The organism is Rossellomorea marisflavi (assembly GCF_001274775.1).
Classification (GTDB): domain Bacteria; phylum Bacillota; class Bacilli; order Bacillales; family Bacillaceae_B; genus Rossellomorea; species Rossellomorea marisflavi.
The window spans coordinates 373,776-388,476 of the sequence record NZ_LGUE01000005.1; the positions used below are offsets into that span (position 1 = coordinate 373,776).

General features: G+C 49.6%; 15 protein-coding genes. 7 read left to right on the plus strand and 8 right to left on the minus strand.

Features of this window, described 5'->3' with window-relative positions:
- Nucleotides 1-95 precede the first annotated feature (95 nt).
- A complete protein-coding gene (locus AF331_RS17050) occupies nucleotides 96-632 on the minus strand; it encodes a flavodoxin family protein (protein ID WP_048007086.1) in 537 nt (178 codons plus the stop codon).
- Nucleotides 633-711: 79 nt separating this feature from the next.
- Nucleotides 712-1,170, minus strand: coding sequence for a hypothetical protein (locus tag AF331_RS17055; RefSeq protein ID WP_053429269.1), 459 nt, complete (start codon nucleotides 1,168-1,170; stop codon nucleotides 712-714).
- A 95-nt stretch (nucleotides 1,171-1,265) separates the two neighbouring features.
- On the opposite strand from AF331_RS17055, the gene AF331_RS17060 reads away from it, so the two are divergent.
- From AF331_RS17060 to AF331_RS17070, 3 genes are all read left to right on the plus strand, one after another.
- Nucleotides 1,266-2,585 carry a DEAD/DEAH box helicase gene (locus AF331_RS17060; RefSeq protein WP_053429270.1) on the plus strand — a complete coding sequence of 440 codons (1,320 nt, stop codon included), beginning with the start codon at nucleotides 1,266-1,268 and terminating at the stop codon, nucleotides 2,583-2,585.
- Between the two features lie 170 nt (nucleotides 2,586-2,755).
- A complete protein-coding gene (locus tag AF331_RS17065) occupies nucleotides 2,756-4,339 on the plus strand; it encodes a long-chain-fatty-acid--CoA ligase (protein ID WP_053429271.1) in 1,584 nt (527 codons plus the stop codon).
- A gap of 157 nt (nucleotides 4,340-4,496) precedes the next feature.
- The gene (locus tag AF331_RS17070; protein ID WP_082347022.1) at nucleotides 4,497-5,351 is read left to right on the plus strand and encodes a dimethylarginine dimethylaminohydrolase family protein; all 855 of its coding nucleotides are present in this window, start codon (nucleotides 4,497-4,499) and stop codon (nucleotides 5,349-5,351) included.
- A gap of 59 nt (nucleotides 5,352-5,410) precedes the next feature.
- On the opposite strand, the gene AF331_RS22775 is transcribed toward AF331_RS17070, so the two are convergent.
- The 6 genes from AF331_RS22775 to AF331_RS17095 all read right to left on the minus strand — a co-directional run bounded on the left by AF331_RS22775 (nucleotide 5,411) and on the right by AF331_RS17095 (nucleotide 10,848).
- The gene (locus AF331_RS22775; RefSeq protein WP_162838965.1) at nucleotides 5,411-5,560 is read right to left on the minus strand and encodes a hypothetical protein; all 150 of its coding nucleotides are present in this window, start codon (nucleotides 5,558-5,560) and stop codon (nucleotides 5,411-5,413) included.
- Nucleotides 5,561-5,682: 122 nt separating this feature from the next.
- Nucleotides 5,683-5,997, minus strand: coding sequence for a thioredoxin family protein (locus AF331_RS17075; protein ID WP_048013305.1), 315 nt, complete (start codon nucleotides 5,995-5,997; stop codon nucleotides 5,683-5,685).
- A 60-nt stretch (nucleotides 5,998-6,057) separates the two neighbouring features.
- Nucleotides 6,058-7,140, minus strand: a complete 1,083-nt coding sequence (locus tag AF331_RS17080; RefSeq protein WP_160316581.1) for a Ger(x)C family spore germination protein — start codon at nucleotides 7,138-7,140, stop codon at nucleotides 6,058-6,060.
- 8 nt (nucleotides 7,141-7,148) lie between these two features.
- Nucleotides 7,149-8,234 (minus strand): GerAB/ArcD/ProY family transporter, encoded by a 1,086-nt coding sequence (locus AF331_RS17085; RefSeq protein WP_053429273.1) that lies wholly within the window; start codon nucleotides 8,232-8,234, stop codon nucleotides 7,149-7,151.
- An 18-nt stretch (nucleotides 8,235-8,252) separates the two neighbouring features.
- On the minus strand, nucleotides 8,253-9,764 hold the full coding sequence (locus tag AF331_RS17090) for a spore germination protein (protein ID WP_053429274.1): 1,512 nt from the start codon (nucleotides 9,762-9,764) through the stop codon (nucleotides 8,253-8,255).
- A 130-nt stretch (nucleotides 9,765-9,894) separates the two neighbouring features.
- Nucleotides 9,895-10,848, minus strand: coding sequence for an ABC transporter substrate-binding protein (locus AF331_RS17095; protein WP_053429275.1), 954 nt, complete (start codon nucleotides 10,846-10,848; stop codon nucleotides 9,895-9,897).
- A 220-nt stretch (nucleotides 10,849-11,068) separates the two neighbouring features.
- Between AF331_RS17095 and AF331_RS17100 the strand changes: the two genes are divergently transcribed.
- The 4 genes from AF331_RS17100 to fhuF are packed head-to-tail and all read left to right on the plus strand — an operon-like array spanning nucleotide 11,069 to nucleotide 14,699.
- Nucleotides 11,069-12,058 carry a FecCD family ABC transporter permease gene (locus AF331_RS17100; RefSeq protein ID WP_053429276.1) on the plus strand — a complete coding sequence of 330 codons (990 nt, stop codon included), beginning with the start codon at nucleotides 11,069-11,071 and terminating at the stop codon, nucleotides 12,056-12,058.
- Between the two features lie 3 nt (nucleotides 12,059-12,061).
- Nucleotides 12,062-13,117: a FecCD family ABC transporter permease gene (locus AF331_RS17105; protein ID WP_053429277.1), complete on the plus strand. Its 1,056-nt coding sequence runs from the start codon at nucleotides 12,062-12,064 to the stop codon at nucleotides 13,115-13,117.
- 14 nt (nucleotides 13,118-13,131) lie between these two features.
- Nucleotides 13,132-13,950, plus strand: coding sequence for an ABC transporter ATP-binding protein (locus AF331_RS17110; protein WP_053429278.1), 819 nt, complete (start codon nucleotides 13,132-13,134; stop codon nucleotides 13,948-13,950).
- Complete coding sequence (gene fhuF / locus AF331_RS17115) at nucleotides 13,947-14,699, plus strand: siderophore-iron reductase FhuF (RefSeq protein ID WP_053429279.1); 753 nt, start codon at nucleotides 13,947-13,949, stop codon at nucleotides 14,697-14,699. Before AF331_RS17110 ends, fhuF begins: the two co-directional genes overlap by 4 nt.
- Nucleotides 14,700-14,701 lie beyond the last annotated feature (2 nt).

Here is a 14,701-nt window from a genome sequence, read left to right on the forward strand (position 1 = left end):
GGGTTCCCATGGCTTATTCTTTTGTAAACGTGGAGCACAACGTAAAAAGCCAGGCATTGACCATGCCTGGCTTTTTGAGATGGTGTTTATATCGGTTACTTGAATGCTTCATTCCAGCGTGCTGCTTTAAGAAGGGATGCTTCATCATTCAGGATTTCGCCCGGTTTGACACCGGCACCTATGATATAGTCGACAAATTCCATGTTTACGAATTCGCAAATGTAATTGAACTGCTGTACAAGGGGGAGCCCCTTCACTTTGGCGCTGGTACCGCCTGTGATGATGACGTAGGCTTTCTTTTTCTTCAGTTCTTCCTTCAGGTTGAAACGGTCATCGCGAAGATACTGGCTCCAGCGATCGAAGAAGTCCTTCATCGGTCCGCTCATTCCGTACCAATACAGAGGGGTGGCGAATAATAGGACATCATGCTCTTCCATGAGGGTGACGAGTTTTTCGTAATCATCATCCACCGGTGAGAATCCTTCAGGCGTGTGCCTGAGGTCGGTGATGGCTTCAATGGTAAGGTCTGCCAGGGTGACGATGGTGTGATCGGTCCCTTCCACTGCTTTACGGGCAAGGGTTTCTGAATTCCCATTTTTTCTCGTACTACCTAGCAACGTCAAAATCTTCAATCGAAGTCACTCCTTTTGTGAAATAGGCGATAGTATATTTAGTATGTCAACACACTTTGGGAGGTGTCACTTTCTTTTCTCACTTCCGGCGCTTGAAGCCTTCTTCCCGGAGATAATGGGCAGCGTCTTCATATCCGCCGAAACTATCTTCGAGATTTTCTCCAGAATAAATAGTCCAGCGGTCATCTTCTTCCGTGAGCAAGAGGGTGTGTCCCTCTGCGTCGATCCAGGTCTGTTCTTCAGGCGGAAGTATTTCTTCTTCCGTACTCAGGAAGGAGATTGAATCTGTGATGATTGTGCGTAATTGCTCTTCATCAAAGTCCCTTACATTCACGAGTCCTTTGGCATTTGGCGAATAACCCGGAAGATTGCCTGTATAGACGAAGGCGTTCCCGTTCGGGTGAAGGTGGTAGACGACGGTCGTTTTCTCGTACAGGCTGTCTTCAAAGTGATAGTTCACCCGGCCGAGGGATACGTCCTTGCGGGTCAGCTCCTCGAACCCTTCTATGATCGTGCATTTTTGTTCAAACGTCAGCATGTTTCATCCTCATTTCTGTTTTCGATTGTCCCATTATAGCATAGAGCCTATGTATCTTGGTTCGTTCCATGTATAATGGACCAAGAGGTGACAGTATGAATGAGTTTAAAGAGTTAGGCATTGATCAACAGTATATCCAGGCATTGGAAGGGCAGTCCATCACGGAGCCGACCCCGATCCAGAAAGAGACGATCCCCTTGCTCATGGCAGGGAAGGACGTCATCGGGCAAGCTCAGACGGGGACAGGGAAGACCTTGGCCTTCCTGCTTCCGATGCTTCATTCCATAGATAGCAATAAGGATACGATCCAATCACTGATCGTGACTCCGACGCGCGAATTGGCCATCCAGGTGACGGCAGAGCTGCAACAGCTTCTTGCTGCAACCGAGGAAGACATCAATGTCCTCGCTGTATATGGTGGTCAGGATGTTGAAAAGCAGATTCACAGGCTGAAGAATAAAGCCATCCATGTGGTGATCGGGACTCCTGGGCGGATCCTTGATCACGTTCGGAGGGGAACAATCGAATTCATCGATGTCTCCTTCCTTGTACTCGATGAAGCAGATCAGATGCTTCATATCGGATTCTTTGATGAAGTGGAATCCATCATCAGGGAGACGCCATTCACAAGACAGACGGCTTTATTCTCGGCAACCATGTCCAAGGATATCCGCAAAATCGGGAAGCGCTACATGAAGTCCCCAAGCAATGTGGAGATCAGGACTAAGGAGCGGATCGTCGAAGAAATCCGTCAGGAAGTCGTCGAGACGACAGACAGGAAAAAGCTCGATGCCCTCTCTAAGGTGATCAAAGAAGAGCAGCCATTCCTTGGCATCATCTTCTGCAGGACGAAAAGAAGGGTATCAAAGCTTTACGGAGAGCTCAAGGCACGTGGCTTCCTCGTGGACGAACTCCACGGTGACCTTTCACAGGCAAAACGTGAAGGCGTAATGAAACGCTTCAGGGAAGTGAAGCTCCAGTACCTGATCGCAACCGACGTAGCCGCCCGCGGTCTTGATATCGATGGCGTCACCCATGTGTTCAATTACGATATTCCCCAGGATGTTGAAAGCTACATCCACCGGATCGGTCGTACGGGAAGGGCAGGGAAAGACGGCCTTGCCATCACATTCGTGGCGCTTAAGGATAAACAGGATCTCCAGACGATTGAAAAAGGGCTGGGATTGAATCTCCCGCGCAGGGTCGTGGAAGTAGCGTTATCTCAGCCGACTCCAAAGGTGTCGGGCGGAGAGTCCACCAAAGATCGCAGGGAAAAGAACATCCGCGAAAGCCGTGACCGCAACAGGGGGAACCGCTCGAAGGAAAGACCGAGGGCCGGTAAATCCCAAGGGTCTGGTTCTTCACGCCGCGGCGGGGAACGGAAGAGGAGCACAGAGCAAAGAAGAAGTCGATAATGTGGACGGAGGCAATAATGCCTCCGTTTTTTTTTGCAAGGAGAATCGGATGTAACCGACCGCCTTTAGAAAAAGGGGGACACAGGATGTCCTTTTATAAAACGAAATGATTGAAAATTCACATAAATTCCCTTATAACTGAATCAAGGACAAAATAAGGGGTGGAGTTCATGCATGTACCATTGGTTTTAACAGATTTTTTGGACAGGGCCGTTGAATTGTACGGTGATAAGGTCGCGGTCATTGACGGGGAGAGGAAGTTTACTTACAGTGATATGAATCGTCGGGTGAACCGTCTGGCCCGGGGATTGAAGAATGCCGGTGTGGAGAAGGGGGATAAGGTAGCTTACCTTGCTCCGAACTCGGTGGAAATGCTTGAAGGATTTTACGGCGTATTCAGTGTCGGTGGTATCATGACCCCGCTCAATACCCGTCTGAAACCGGAAGAATACCGGTTCATCCTCACTCACAGTGAAAGCAAGGTGCTTCTTGTTGATCACGAGCTCCTACATCTCGTCGAGCCGATCCTTGATGGAGTGCCCGCACTGGAGAAAGTAGTGGTCCATGGAGATTATAGCGGGAAGCATGCCAATTATGAAGAATGGATTGCTTCTTTCGGAGGGGACCCTTTCAATCGGGAGCCGCTTGAAGAGACGGATATTGCCTCCCTCCTGTACACGAGCGGAACCACGGGCGAGCCGAAAGGCGTCCTGTTGACGCACCGTACCAACTACCTGCATGCCATGTCTGCCATGCACCATTTACGTGTATCCGACAGGGATACGCTTCTCCATGTCCTCCCCATGTTCCATGTGAACGGGTGGGGCTCACCTTTTTACTATACGGCAAACGGTGCCACACAGGTAATGTTGAGGAAGGTGGATCCTAAGAAGATCTTACAGCTCCTTCATGAACACAATGTAACAGTCATGCATATGGCACCGACTGTACTCAATATGATATTTGATGAGTTTGAAGCAAACCAAGAAGCTATGCATCAACAAAATGTAAGGGTTATCATTGCTGGATCTGCCCCGCCGCCTGCCTTTGTCAGGAAAGTGGAAGAGGGCCTTGGCTGGGAGTTTGTCCAAGTATACGGAATGACCGAAATCGCTCCCCTTATCACCACATCAGTGATCCGATCAGCAGGAAAGGAAATCGAACTGGAGGACCAATACCGGTTGAAGGCGAAAGCCGGTTATGCCATGATCGGCTCCCGCGTGAAGGTCGTGGATGAACGGGGAAAGGAGGTTCCGCGTGACGGGGAGACGACAGGAGAGATTGTCACCCGGACCAACACGGTGATGGAAGGGTACTTCAAGAATCCGGATGCCACCTCGGCAGCGATACGGGATGGGTGGCTTCACACGGGAGATATGGCGACGGTCGATGCTGACGGGTACATTGATATTGTTGACCGTAAGAAAGACGTCATCATCAGTGGCGGGGAAAACATCTCTTCCATTGAAGTGGAGGGGATGCTTTATGAACATCCCGCTATCGTGGAAGCAGCGGTCGTCGCCGTCCCCCATGAACGATGGGGAGAAGTGCCTCATGCAGTGGTCGTGGTGAGGGAAGGGGCGGAGGTCACGGAAGATGAACTGATTGCCTTTTGCCGGGATAGGATGGCTCATTTCAAGGCGCCAAAGGGGATCACCTTCACGGATGAGCTGCCAAAGACCGCATCGGGTAAGATCCAGAAGGTCGTGATCCGGAATGCATTCTGGAAAGATCGTGATCGCTTGGTGCAGTAAGGAACGCTTTGTCAGACACCCTGCTGAACTCCTTTATGTGGAAGGTCCATTGAGGTATGCTGTGTGAAAGGATCCAATGGTTTAATTCGACGTTTTGGATTCATACTAAAAGGGAAAAGGTTCAGGCAGAGAGAATCTTTACTGAAGGGGTGTCACTATGAGTTTACATTTCCCGGTGATGGGGGATTCCATCCATTGCCCGAATGAATATGATCCATTAAAAAAAGTGGTGGTCGTTTCACCACAGTACATGCACATAGAAGAAATCATCAATGAAACCCAGAAGCATTTCCTGAAAGAAAATATCGATACGGATAAAGCTGTAAGCCAGCACAGGGAGTTCGTCAGGGTCCTCGAAAGCCACGGCTCCGAGGTCATCCATCTCGATCCTTCAAAGGAACTGAACGAGCAGGTGTTCACAAGGGATATCGGGATCTCGATCCATAACCAATTCTTTGTTTCTGCCATGAACACGGAGATTCGCCAGAATGAAGTGATCACCCTGAAAAAATGGCTCGACGAGGAGGATATCCCTTATCATGAGCTGCGTCACTCAATTGAGGGAGGGGACGTCCTTGTAGATGGTGAGCGCGTCTGGGTGGGGATCAGCGGACGTACCAATGATCTTGCTGCTCAACATTTGAGGAATCAGCTGTCGGATCTCAAGGTCCATACGCTACCCTTGAAAGAAGGGATCCTTCATCTTGACTGCGTGTTCACGATCATTTCAAGTGAGTGGGCCCTTGTTTATCCACCTGCCTTCGCTGAGTCCGATTATGAAGAAATCAAGCAGCATTACAACGTCATAACGGTTTCCGAAGAAGAGCAATTCAGGATGGGACCCAACGTCCTTTCCATCGGGGACGGCAAGATCATCAGCCTGACCCAGAATAAAGAGTTGAACCGCCGCATTGCAGCGGAAGGGTTTACCGTACAGGAAGTGGATCTGTCCGAAATCATCAAATCTGGTGGATCTTTTAGATGCTGTACCCTTCCCTTAATCAGACAATGATGGTTGAGATCCATTGAAAGACCGCATCCAAGGTAGTGGGTGCGGTCTTTTCCGTAAGGTTATTGGTCTTTATTTGTTTTGTTCTGCTGGTCTTTATTATGTTTATTTCCCTTGCTGTTATCGCCACTTGTGATTTCTTTAGCGAATTCAGTTGTTCCACGCTTCGGTGAATTCTGATTCTGGCTCCCATTATTCGGTGATCTGGTCATATCAAACCCTCCTTTATCTATTCAGATTCTTAAGTAGGATTTCCCCACAAAGAAAACCTATTCAGGTCCTGAGGACAAAAAAACCGACCAGATCCGCATGGGCCTGGTCGGCTGTTGAGCTTTTATAAGCTGCTGAGGAATTCGGTTACCTGCTCTGGCGATTTGGCATTCGCACTGTGAAGATGCGCAATCTTTTCGCCATCCTTGTATACGAGCAGACTTGGAATGCCCATGACGTCGTACTTTTCAGCAAGAGCCGGAAGCTCGTCCTTATTCACATCGTACCATTTGAACTGATTGTATTCAGCCATGATGTCGTCAATGAACATATCCATCCGGCGGCAGTCAGGGCACCAGTCCGCATGAAATTTCACGATGACCGGATCACCAGAGTTGATGAATTCATAAAAGGTTTCTTCGTTTTTAATGGATTGCATGATGTATTACCCCCTTATGCCCATTTATTATACCGGATAATGAGAGATTGTAAATCGCTTCTACTCGACGGTACCGGCTTCAAGGATTTTGACCTTGGCTTTCACCTTGATGTCGGCTTTGGGATAGATATCTTTTTTCCATTCTTTGAGATCGAACCCGCGGACCCCGTGCTTTTGATACTGTCCTATTCCCAGTGGATCGATACCAAGTTCCTGGAATGATTTGATCATGGTGTTGCATTTTTTCTCGATATCTGCCTTCATCCGGTTCTCGACTGCCGCCATTTGCTTGGCACCGAGGGTATCTCCTGTATATTCTTTGATGATGCCCCTGATGCTGATCTCTACGTCCACCTTCACAGGATCGGCCTTTCGGTCTATGCGGATTTTTTGTTTGGAGTGAAGGCTGGTGACGGAAGCTTCAATATTTTTCTCTGGTTTATTGGGGTTTTTCCCCATCTTGATCACATGACTGCCCTCGGCGATCCTGTCGACCATGATCTTGAAGAAGAACATATCTTCATCGGGTATCTTGGCCACGACTTTATCGTAGCTCAGCAGGGCGATTCCCGAAATGGCGATGCTTTCGTCCGATGTTTTTTTGAGAATAGGCAGATAGGAAGACTGCCCCTGTTGATAATAATCGTAAAGAAACAAGTGGAGATTCGTTTCAGGAAGCTCCCGTTTGGAAATGTTATGCTGTATGAGATTGTATATATATATCCCATTTCCTCGGTTTCCATAGTTTCCGGTAAGTACGTCCCCTGCATCTCCTTCGGTTATAATCAAAAAGACGCGAGCACCGACGCTTGCATCCCGTTGGAGGGAGTCTGCTATATCGATGATGCCTTTTTCCCCAAGCTCCTCTCCTATCAGCACGACATCCAGAGAACCCCGGACAAGGGGCTGTTGTGCTCTGCGCTCGATCTTTTCTATAACTTCCCGTGTAGAAGAGGCTTCTTCTGAAAGAAATCCATTTTTAATGGTCTTATCCGGTAAATAAATCGGAAAGACAGCAGTTCCCCTGATACGATTTTGAGAAACATAATCGTAGGCTTTACCCGTTTCCAGGTACAGATCATCCAGGATCTCCTTCTCGACGCACCCGGACAACAGTAAGCAAGTGAATGTAATCAATAACATGATGGACCTCATTGTTTTTTCACCTTCTTCATGATAAACACCAATGCGAACAAGAGGGGAATATAGATGAAGTTAAAGTAAAACCCGGATTTCCCCGAAATCGTGTTCAACAGGTTAATCTGGTCGCGCTTGTCGATAAACGTCAGACCGGCAAGGCACAGGACGGAAATCAGCAACAGTGTGTGTCGGTGTTTCATGGGGGTCATCCGTTTGAGCACCCTGCTTGAGCACCAGACAGTGATGCATACGTTCGGCAGTATGATGAGACACCAGTTTGCAATTCCGATATATTCGAAACGCTCTACAAAGGGCATTTCGACGATCTTCCACATGGAAAGGGTGGCCCAGATGGTCTTATCCAGCTGATCTGGAGCGAAAAAGCCAAATGAGATGATGGCGATCAATGTATAGATGGTACTCGTGGCGAAAAGCCCCCACTGTGCATACTTTTGGGATTTCTCCGGATCTTTTATGAATGGATAGAGCATGAGGATGGCTTCGTATCCAAGATAGGTAAGGGACATATCCCTCGTAGAGAGAAGGATTTCCATGACACTGTGATCAAACACAGGAAGTATATTGCGGAAATCCGCATACTTGAAGGTGAAGACGAAGGTCAGGACCAGGTAGCTCGGGAGCAAGGTCCCGAGATAGGCAACTCCTGCGATGGTCCGGACTCCCCCGTTCACGATATAGTAAGTCAGCAAAAGGAAGAATAAAGAGAATATAAACGTGCTTAGACGAGGATACATCCATACCTGTACGACCTCGACATAGGAGCGGATGATGGTGATGACAAGAAGTCCGAAATACAGGGCATAGAGAAAGGAGAAGAAATTCCCGATCCACTTTCCGAACACATAGGTGTGAATGGAAACCAGATCTCCTTTCACCGTTGATAGCATCTTATACATCATGAACATGATGATATGGGTGAGGGCCCCTGCGAGGATGACAGAGATCCAGCCATCATACCCGGCATGGATGGAAATGATGCGCTGGAATCCTAAAACCCCCGCCCCCACCTGAATGGAATGGACAAGGAAAAAGGCAAGGCTAGGGGAAACTTTACGATTCTCTGGTACCGGTTGCATGGGTCTCACCTCCTCAACTCACTCATCAATGTCCTTTTTCTTTTTGCTTCCTTCCGTTTCACTGAACCGGAATGGATTTTGAGTCCGTAAAAACTGGGGGCGCTGAGTCTGTGAACTGAACGGGAGTCTGATCAGTGAGTCCTTCAAATCCTTCAGTCTCGGTGGATAAATGGGCTCCAGGATCGGTCTCCCGAGTGAAGTCAACTGCAAGAGATGACCCATCAGGATACAGAAGCAGAATACAATACCGAGCATCCCCCACAGCTGTGCAAATAATAAAAACGGGAATCTCAGGATCCGGATCGTATTGCTCATCCGGTAAACAGGCGTCGTGAAGGATGCCAGGGCAGCAAGTGCGACGAGGATCAGGAGGACGTTACTCGTGATACCCGCTTCCACCGATGCGGTCCCGATGACGATACCGCCGACGATACCGATCGTCTGACCGACCTTCGTTGGAAGGCGTGCGCCGGCCTCGCGAAGCAGCTCGATCGTCAATTCAAGGAAGAGTGCTTCCAGGATCGGAGGCAGCGGTACTTCCTGACGAGATGTGACCAGGGTTGCTGTCAAGTCCTTCGGAATCAGCTCATAATGATAGGTCAGGGCAGCAACGTAAACCGGGGTGATCAAGACAGAGAACGCTACGGCAAAAACACGGACAAGCCTGAAGAATGATGCAATGGAAAAATTGAGGAAGTAGTCCTCATATGCCGAGAAGAATTCCACCAGGGTGGTCGGTCCAATCAGCACATGGGGAGACCCGTCGACCATGATCCCGATCTTCCCTTCAGCGAGGACCGAGGCCACCCGGTCGGGACGTTCCGAATCCAGCAGCTGGGGGAAGGGGGAGTAATTATTGTCTGCAATGATCTGCTCGATAAAGGAGCTGTCCATGATCTGATCGAAATCGATGGCCTGAAGACGATTCTTCACAATCTCGACGTTGGCTTTATCGGCAAGTCCGTCCAGATAGACTAGGGCCACCCGGGTATGGGTCATGGATCCGATGTTCATTTCATCCACTACCAGTTCCTTGATCGGGAGCTTCCTCCTGACAAGATTGATGTTATCGCTCAGGTTCTCGACGAATGCTTCCTTCGGGCCGACGACGCTGAATTCCACTTCAGGTTGTGATACTTCACGTCCCAACTCATTTTTCGTGGCAATGAATGCGAAGGATTGGCCACTCTTCATCTTCAGGAGCGTATACCCGTTAAACAGCTTCTGCTCGATGTCTTCTTCCTTTTGGGAAATCTGTATGTCGAGGATGGGTACAAGGGTAACCAGGTCGTCGATGGAATGGAATTCTTTTGATAATAATGAAGGCAGGACATCCTCTTGAAGGATCTTCGGATCAATCAGGGTGGTGATGAAGTAAAGACTGAATTCAGCTCCTGTGAACGGGTTCTTATAGTGGGATTCCTTGAAGTCCGCAGATTTCCCTGCGGTCTTGGCCACTGTTTCAAAGCTTTGTTTCTTTTCATTTTTATTGGTGTTTTTCTTTTTCTTAGATTTGAAAAATGGAAACATGCTGATCCCTCATATCGATGTTTGTCTAGGGAGTAGTGTTTCCGAATATAGAAGAATTATGAATGAATAAGGGGAATCGGGCGTGGAACAAAAAACGACCAAAAGGAGGTTTCCTTTTGGTCGCGCAGGTTTATTGTTTTTCGAGGAAGATCTTTTCGATATCATCCAACATCTTGTTCGCTGCAAGCACGCCACCTGCTGTATTCCAGATGGCATCATTCACTTCATACACCTGGTCTTCTTTTGAGACGTTCAGGTTTTTGAAGAGGGGGTCGTTCAGCCAATCTTCAGCCAGTTTGTTGGCTTCGCCGTCTCCGGTTTCGTAAGTGAAGTAGAAGAGGACGTCCCCATCCATGGCAGGGATCCGTTCCTTCGTCACACCTTGCTCGGCAAGGTCATCAACTTCCTGTGATTCAGGACGTGCGAACCCAAGCTGGTCGAGGATCACACCTGAGAAGGAGTCCTTATGATAGATGCGGACATCCCCAGAGATGAAGCGCACCATGGATACTTCTTTCTTCAACTGGTCGCCCAGCTCACCCTTCATGTCTTCCACGCGCTGGTCATAGTCGGCGATGACTTTCTTGCCCTCGTCTTCTTTGTTCACAGCTTTAGAGTATAGCTCGAAGTTTTCTTTCCAGTTGCCTCGCAGGGTCTCGGCCATGACGGTCGGAGCGATCTCCTTCAATTGGTTATATTGCTCTTCCTGTCTCATCTTGTTCCCGATGATGAGATCCGGTTTGAGCTTGACGATGGCTTCGAGATTCAGTTCGCTTTCGGTCCCGACGACTTCAACATCCTTCATGTCATCGGCGATATGATCATACCAAGGGTCACCGGTCCATGATTGAACGGCTCCTACCGGCTTCACACCAAGAGCGAGAAGGGCTTCAGTTCCCTCATTCGTCAAGATCACGACCCGTTTCGGAGTTCCTTTGACGGTTGCTGTCCCCATGGCATGCTCGACTTTATAGCTGTCTTCCTTGCTTCCTGAAGAGTCTTCCTTCTCTTCATTGTTGCCGCAGGCAGCGAGTAAGAGTATGGAAGAAATGAATAATAGCGTCAGTAAACTTTTCCATTTCATATGTACGTATCCTCCTGAGTGATAATCGTTATCAATTACAAATTTTATAATAATTGAGAAGGGTTTCATTGTCAATCCTTAATTGATAATGATTTTCAAAGTCATTGACGCAACCTTCAAACTTCTTTAAAATAGATAGAGATAAAAAGAGAACGGGCGGGCGTGAAGACCGGTATAGGATCTGCGTCCGGGTCCTGGTTAATGGAAAGGGAAACAGATGATGAAACCAAAGAATCAGCTGCTTGTATTCACAGGGACGGTCGTCTTGCTGGTGGCTTTCATTGCACTGAGCATCGTGTACGGCTACACGGATACGTCCTGGAAGGCAGCGTTCGATACATTTATGGAACCAGATGGGTCGACTGAACACCTTGTGATCCAGAATATCCGGCTTCCCCGTGCGCTCATTGCTGCGGCAGTCGGGGCTTCCCTGGCCATTTCAGGGGTGCTTATGCAAACCTTGACGAAGAATCCACTTGCTTCACCCGGAATCTTCGGGATCAACGCGGGAGGGGGATTCATGGTCGTCATGGCCGTGACGCTGTTCGGCGTCACGAGCCTTCAATCTTTTGCATGGCTTTCATTCCTGGGTGCTGCTATCGCGGCTGTCGGTGTCTTCATCATCGGAGGAGCATCCGGCTCCAACGGATTGACGCCCATGAAGCTCACGCTTGCAGGCGCTGCCATCACCGCGATGTTTTCATCCTTTACCCAAGGACTTCTTGCTCTGAACGAAGCGGCACTCGAACAGGTATTGTTCTGGCTGGCCGGTTCGGTCCAGGGAAGGAGCCTTGCGATCCTTGCCGGGGTGTTTCCTTATATTCTGGCGGGATGGATCCTTTCCCTCATGATAGCGGGTAAGATGAATATACTTGCCATGGGGGAAGACGTCGCCAAAGGACTTGGCGTAAAGACGAATATCCTGAAGGTGATCTCCCTCGTCGCCGTGGTGCTTTTGGCAGGTGGATCCGTGGCGGTGGCAGGGCCGATCGGATTCATCGGAATCGTGATCCCCCATATCGCCCGGAAGATCATTGGGGTGGATCACCGCTGGCTCATCCCATACTCAGGTCTGCTTGGGGCGATCCTACTATTGGCGGCAGACATCGGGGCCCGTTACATCATCATGCCACAGGAAGTGCCTGTCGGCGTGATGACGGCCGTCATCGGGGCACCATTCTTTGTGTATGTGGCCAGGAGGGGGTACTGAGCAATGAGTCGGTTCACAGGGAAAAGATGGTTGAAAGAGCGGGTATCCGTTCTTATGGATACATCGGCTTTAAAGAAAATCGTTCTGCTGGCGGTACTCACAATGCTCGCCGTGATCATCAGTACCGGCATCGGTGATATGCAGATCGCACCGTGGAAGGTGGTTTCCGTCTTCTTCGGCGGAGGATCAAGCATCGATCAGCTAGTGGTCACATCCTTCAGGCTTCCGAGGATCCTCATCGCGCTTCTGGCAGGGATGGCCCTTGCCGTTGCAGGTGGTATCCTCCAAGGCATGATCCGCAACCCCCTTGCCTCTCCCGATATCATCGGGGTGACAGGGGGGGCCGGGGCAGCCGTTGTCGCATTTTTGACGATTTTCAGCAACAAGGATAATACATTGATGGTCAGCATCAAGTGGCTCCCGGTGGCAGCTTTCATCGGTGCGGCGATCATCGCTTTCCTCGTCTATTTCCTGGCATGGAAGAAGGGCGTTTCACCCGTAAGGCTCGTTCTTATCGGAATCGGGATCTCCGCCCTTACCCAGGCCTGTACGACGCTCCTGATGGTCATGGGGCCGATCTACCGGGCAAGTCAGGCGAACATATGGATCACCGGCACCGTGAACGGATCAGACTGGCAGGACGTATGGATCTTGCTTCCGTGGAGCATCATCTTCATCCTCCTGAGCTTCATGATCACCCGGCAGCTGAACATTCAGGAGCTTGGTGAGGAGGTGGCGACAAGCGCAGGAGCCAACGTTCAGCGGCAAAGATTCATCCTCCTCCTCATGTCTACGGCATTGGTCGGGGGCGCGGTCGCTTTCGCAGGTGGGATCGGATTTGTTGGATTGATGGCCCCTCATATGGCGCGTCGCCTTGTAGGGTCATCATTTGGTGCACTTCTACCCGTGGCGGCTTTGATCGGCGGACTGCTTGTGTTGCTCGCAGACCTGATCGGAAGGACACTCTTCCTTCCCCTGGAAGTGCCGGCGGGCGTGTTTACCGCCGCAATCGGAGCACCTTACTTCATCTATCTATTATTTAAAACAAGACATTCTTAAAGGAGTTGGCCAGAATGAGCAAGTGTCTTCAAACGAAGGATCTAACATTGGCATATGGAGAAAGAACGATCATCGATCAGATGGACCTCGATATCCCCAAGGGTGAAATCACGGTGTTCATCGGAGGAAATGGATGCGGAAAATCGACGCTCCTGCGCTCCATCGCCCGGTTAATGAAGCCGAAGGAGGGATCTGTCCTCCTTGATGGCGAATCCATTTCCCGTTTGTCGACGAAGGAAGTTGCTCGGAAAATGGCCATCCTCCCCCAGACGCCGGTATCACCTGAAGGGTTGACGGTGCTTCAGCTTGTGAAGCAGGGAAGATATCCTCATCAGTCATGGCTTAAGCAGTGGTCCCGAAAGGATGAAGAAATCGTTGAAGATGCGCTTCGTGCGACGGGAATGGAGGAATTCCGCGATCGTAAAGTGGATGAACTCTCCGGCGGTCAGCGTCAGCGCGCATGGATTGCCCTGACTCTCGCCCAGGATACAGATATTATTCTTCTGGATGAGCCGACAACCTATCTTGATATGACCCATCAGATCGAAATCCTGGATCTCCTGTTTGAGTTGAATGAAAGGGAGGGCCGCACGATCGTCATGGTCCTTCATGATATCAACCTTGCATGCCGGTATGCTCACAATATCGTGGCCATCCGCGACCGGGAAGTCTACGCCCAAGGAAAACCGGAAGAAGTCATCAGCTGTGAATTGGTGAAGCACGTATTCGGGATGGACTGTCAGGTTTCCAGTGATCCATTATTTGGTACACCGCTCTGCATTCCGTTCGGGAAGGGGCGCTGCATCCTCAAACCTGTCGGTGTCACGGGATGACAGAAGCGGGTCTCGGCAGGGACCAATGGAGCTTACTCGAGAAATATCGTTTCACGGTGCACGATGATGAAGACGGTACCGATGTGGCATCTTTACTCGATCCTGCCGAATTGGACCTGTACATCTCAAGCAGGCTCCATATGATCGGAACGGAAGATTGTATGGCAGCCGCATCGATCTTTATGAAACGATACGCCTTCACCGCTGCCATGGCACTCATGGCGATGACCTGCTGGAATCGTAAGATGGACGTGAACCCAGAGAATATGATCCTTGTCGATCATATGAAGAGTGGACTATGGCTTCCCCGTGTGCATATGAAAAATGTGGGGATGGAGGCTTTCCATTCTAATGAAGAGAAAAGGACATATCTCCAAAACCTCTTCCAAAATACCATTGTTCCGATCATCCAAGCTGTGAACTCCACATTCAACGTGCCAGAGATGATTCTTTGGGAAAATGTTGCCGTCTATATCTACTGGGTCTATGAAACAGACGATTTTTTCATGGGGGAAGGGAATGAATCTGACAGGGAAGAAGATTTCCGTATGATCCTGTCTGAAGAAAACGCCCACTGGTTCGGCACCTGCAGGAAAAACCCCCTTAACCGCTTTTTCAGGGAGAAATCCCCGGTTGACGGGGAAATGATCAGAGTCAGAAAAACCTGCTGTTTTTCATATCGTCTAGACGGAGCCACCGGTAAATGTATAACCTGTCCCCTTCAAGACAGGACCAGAAAGGAGAGTTGAAC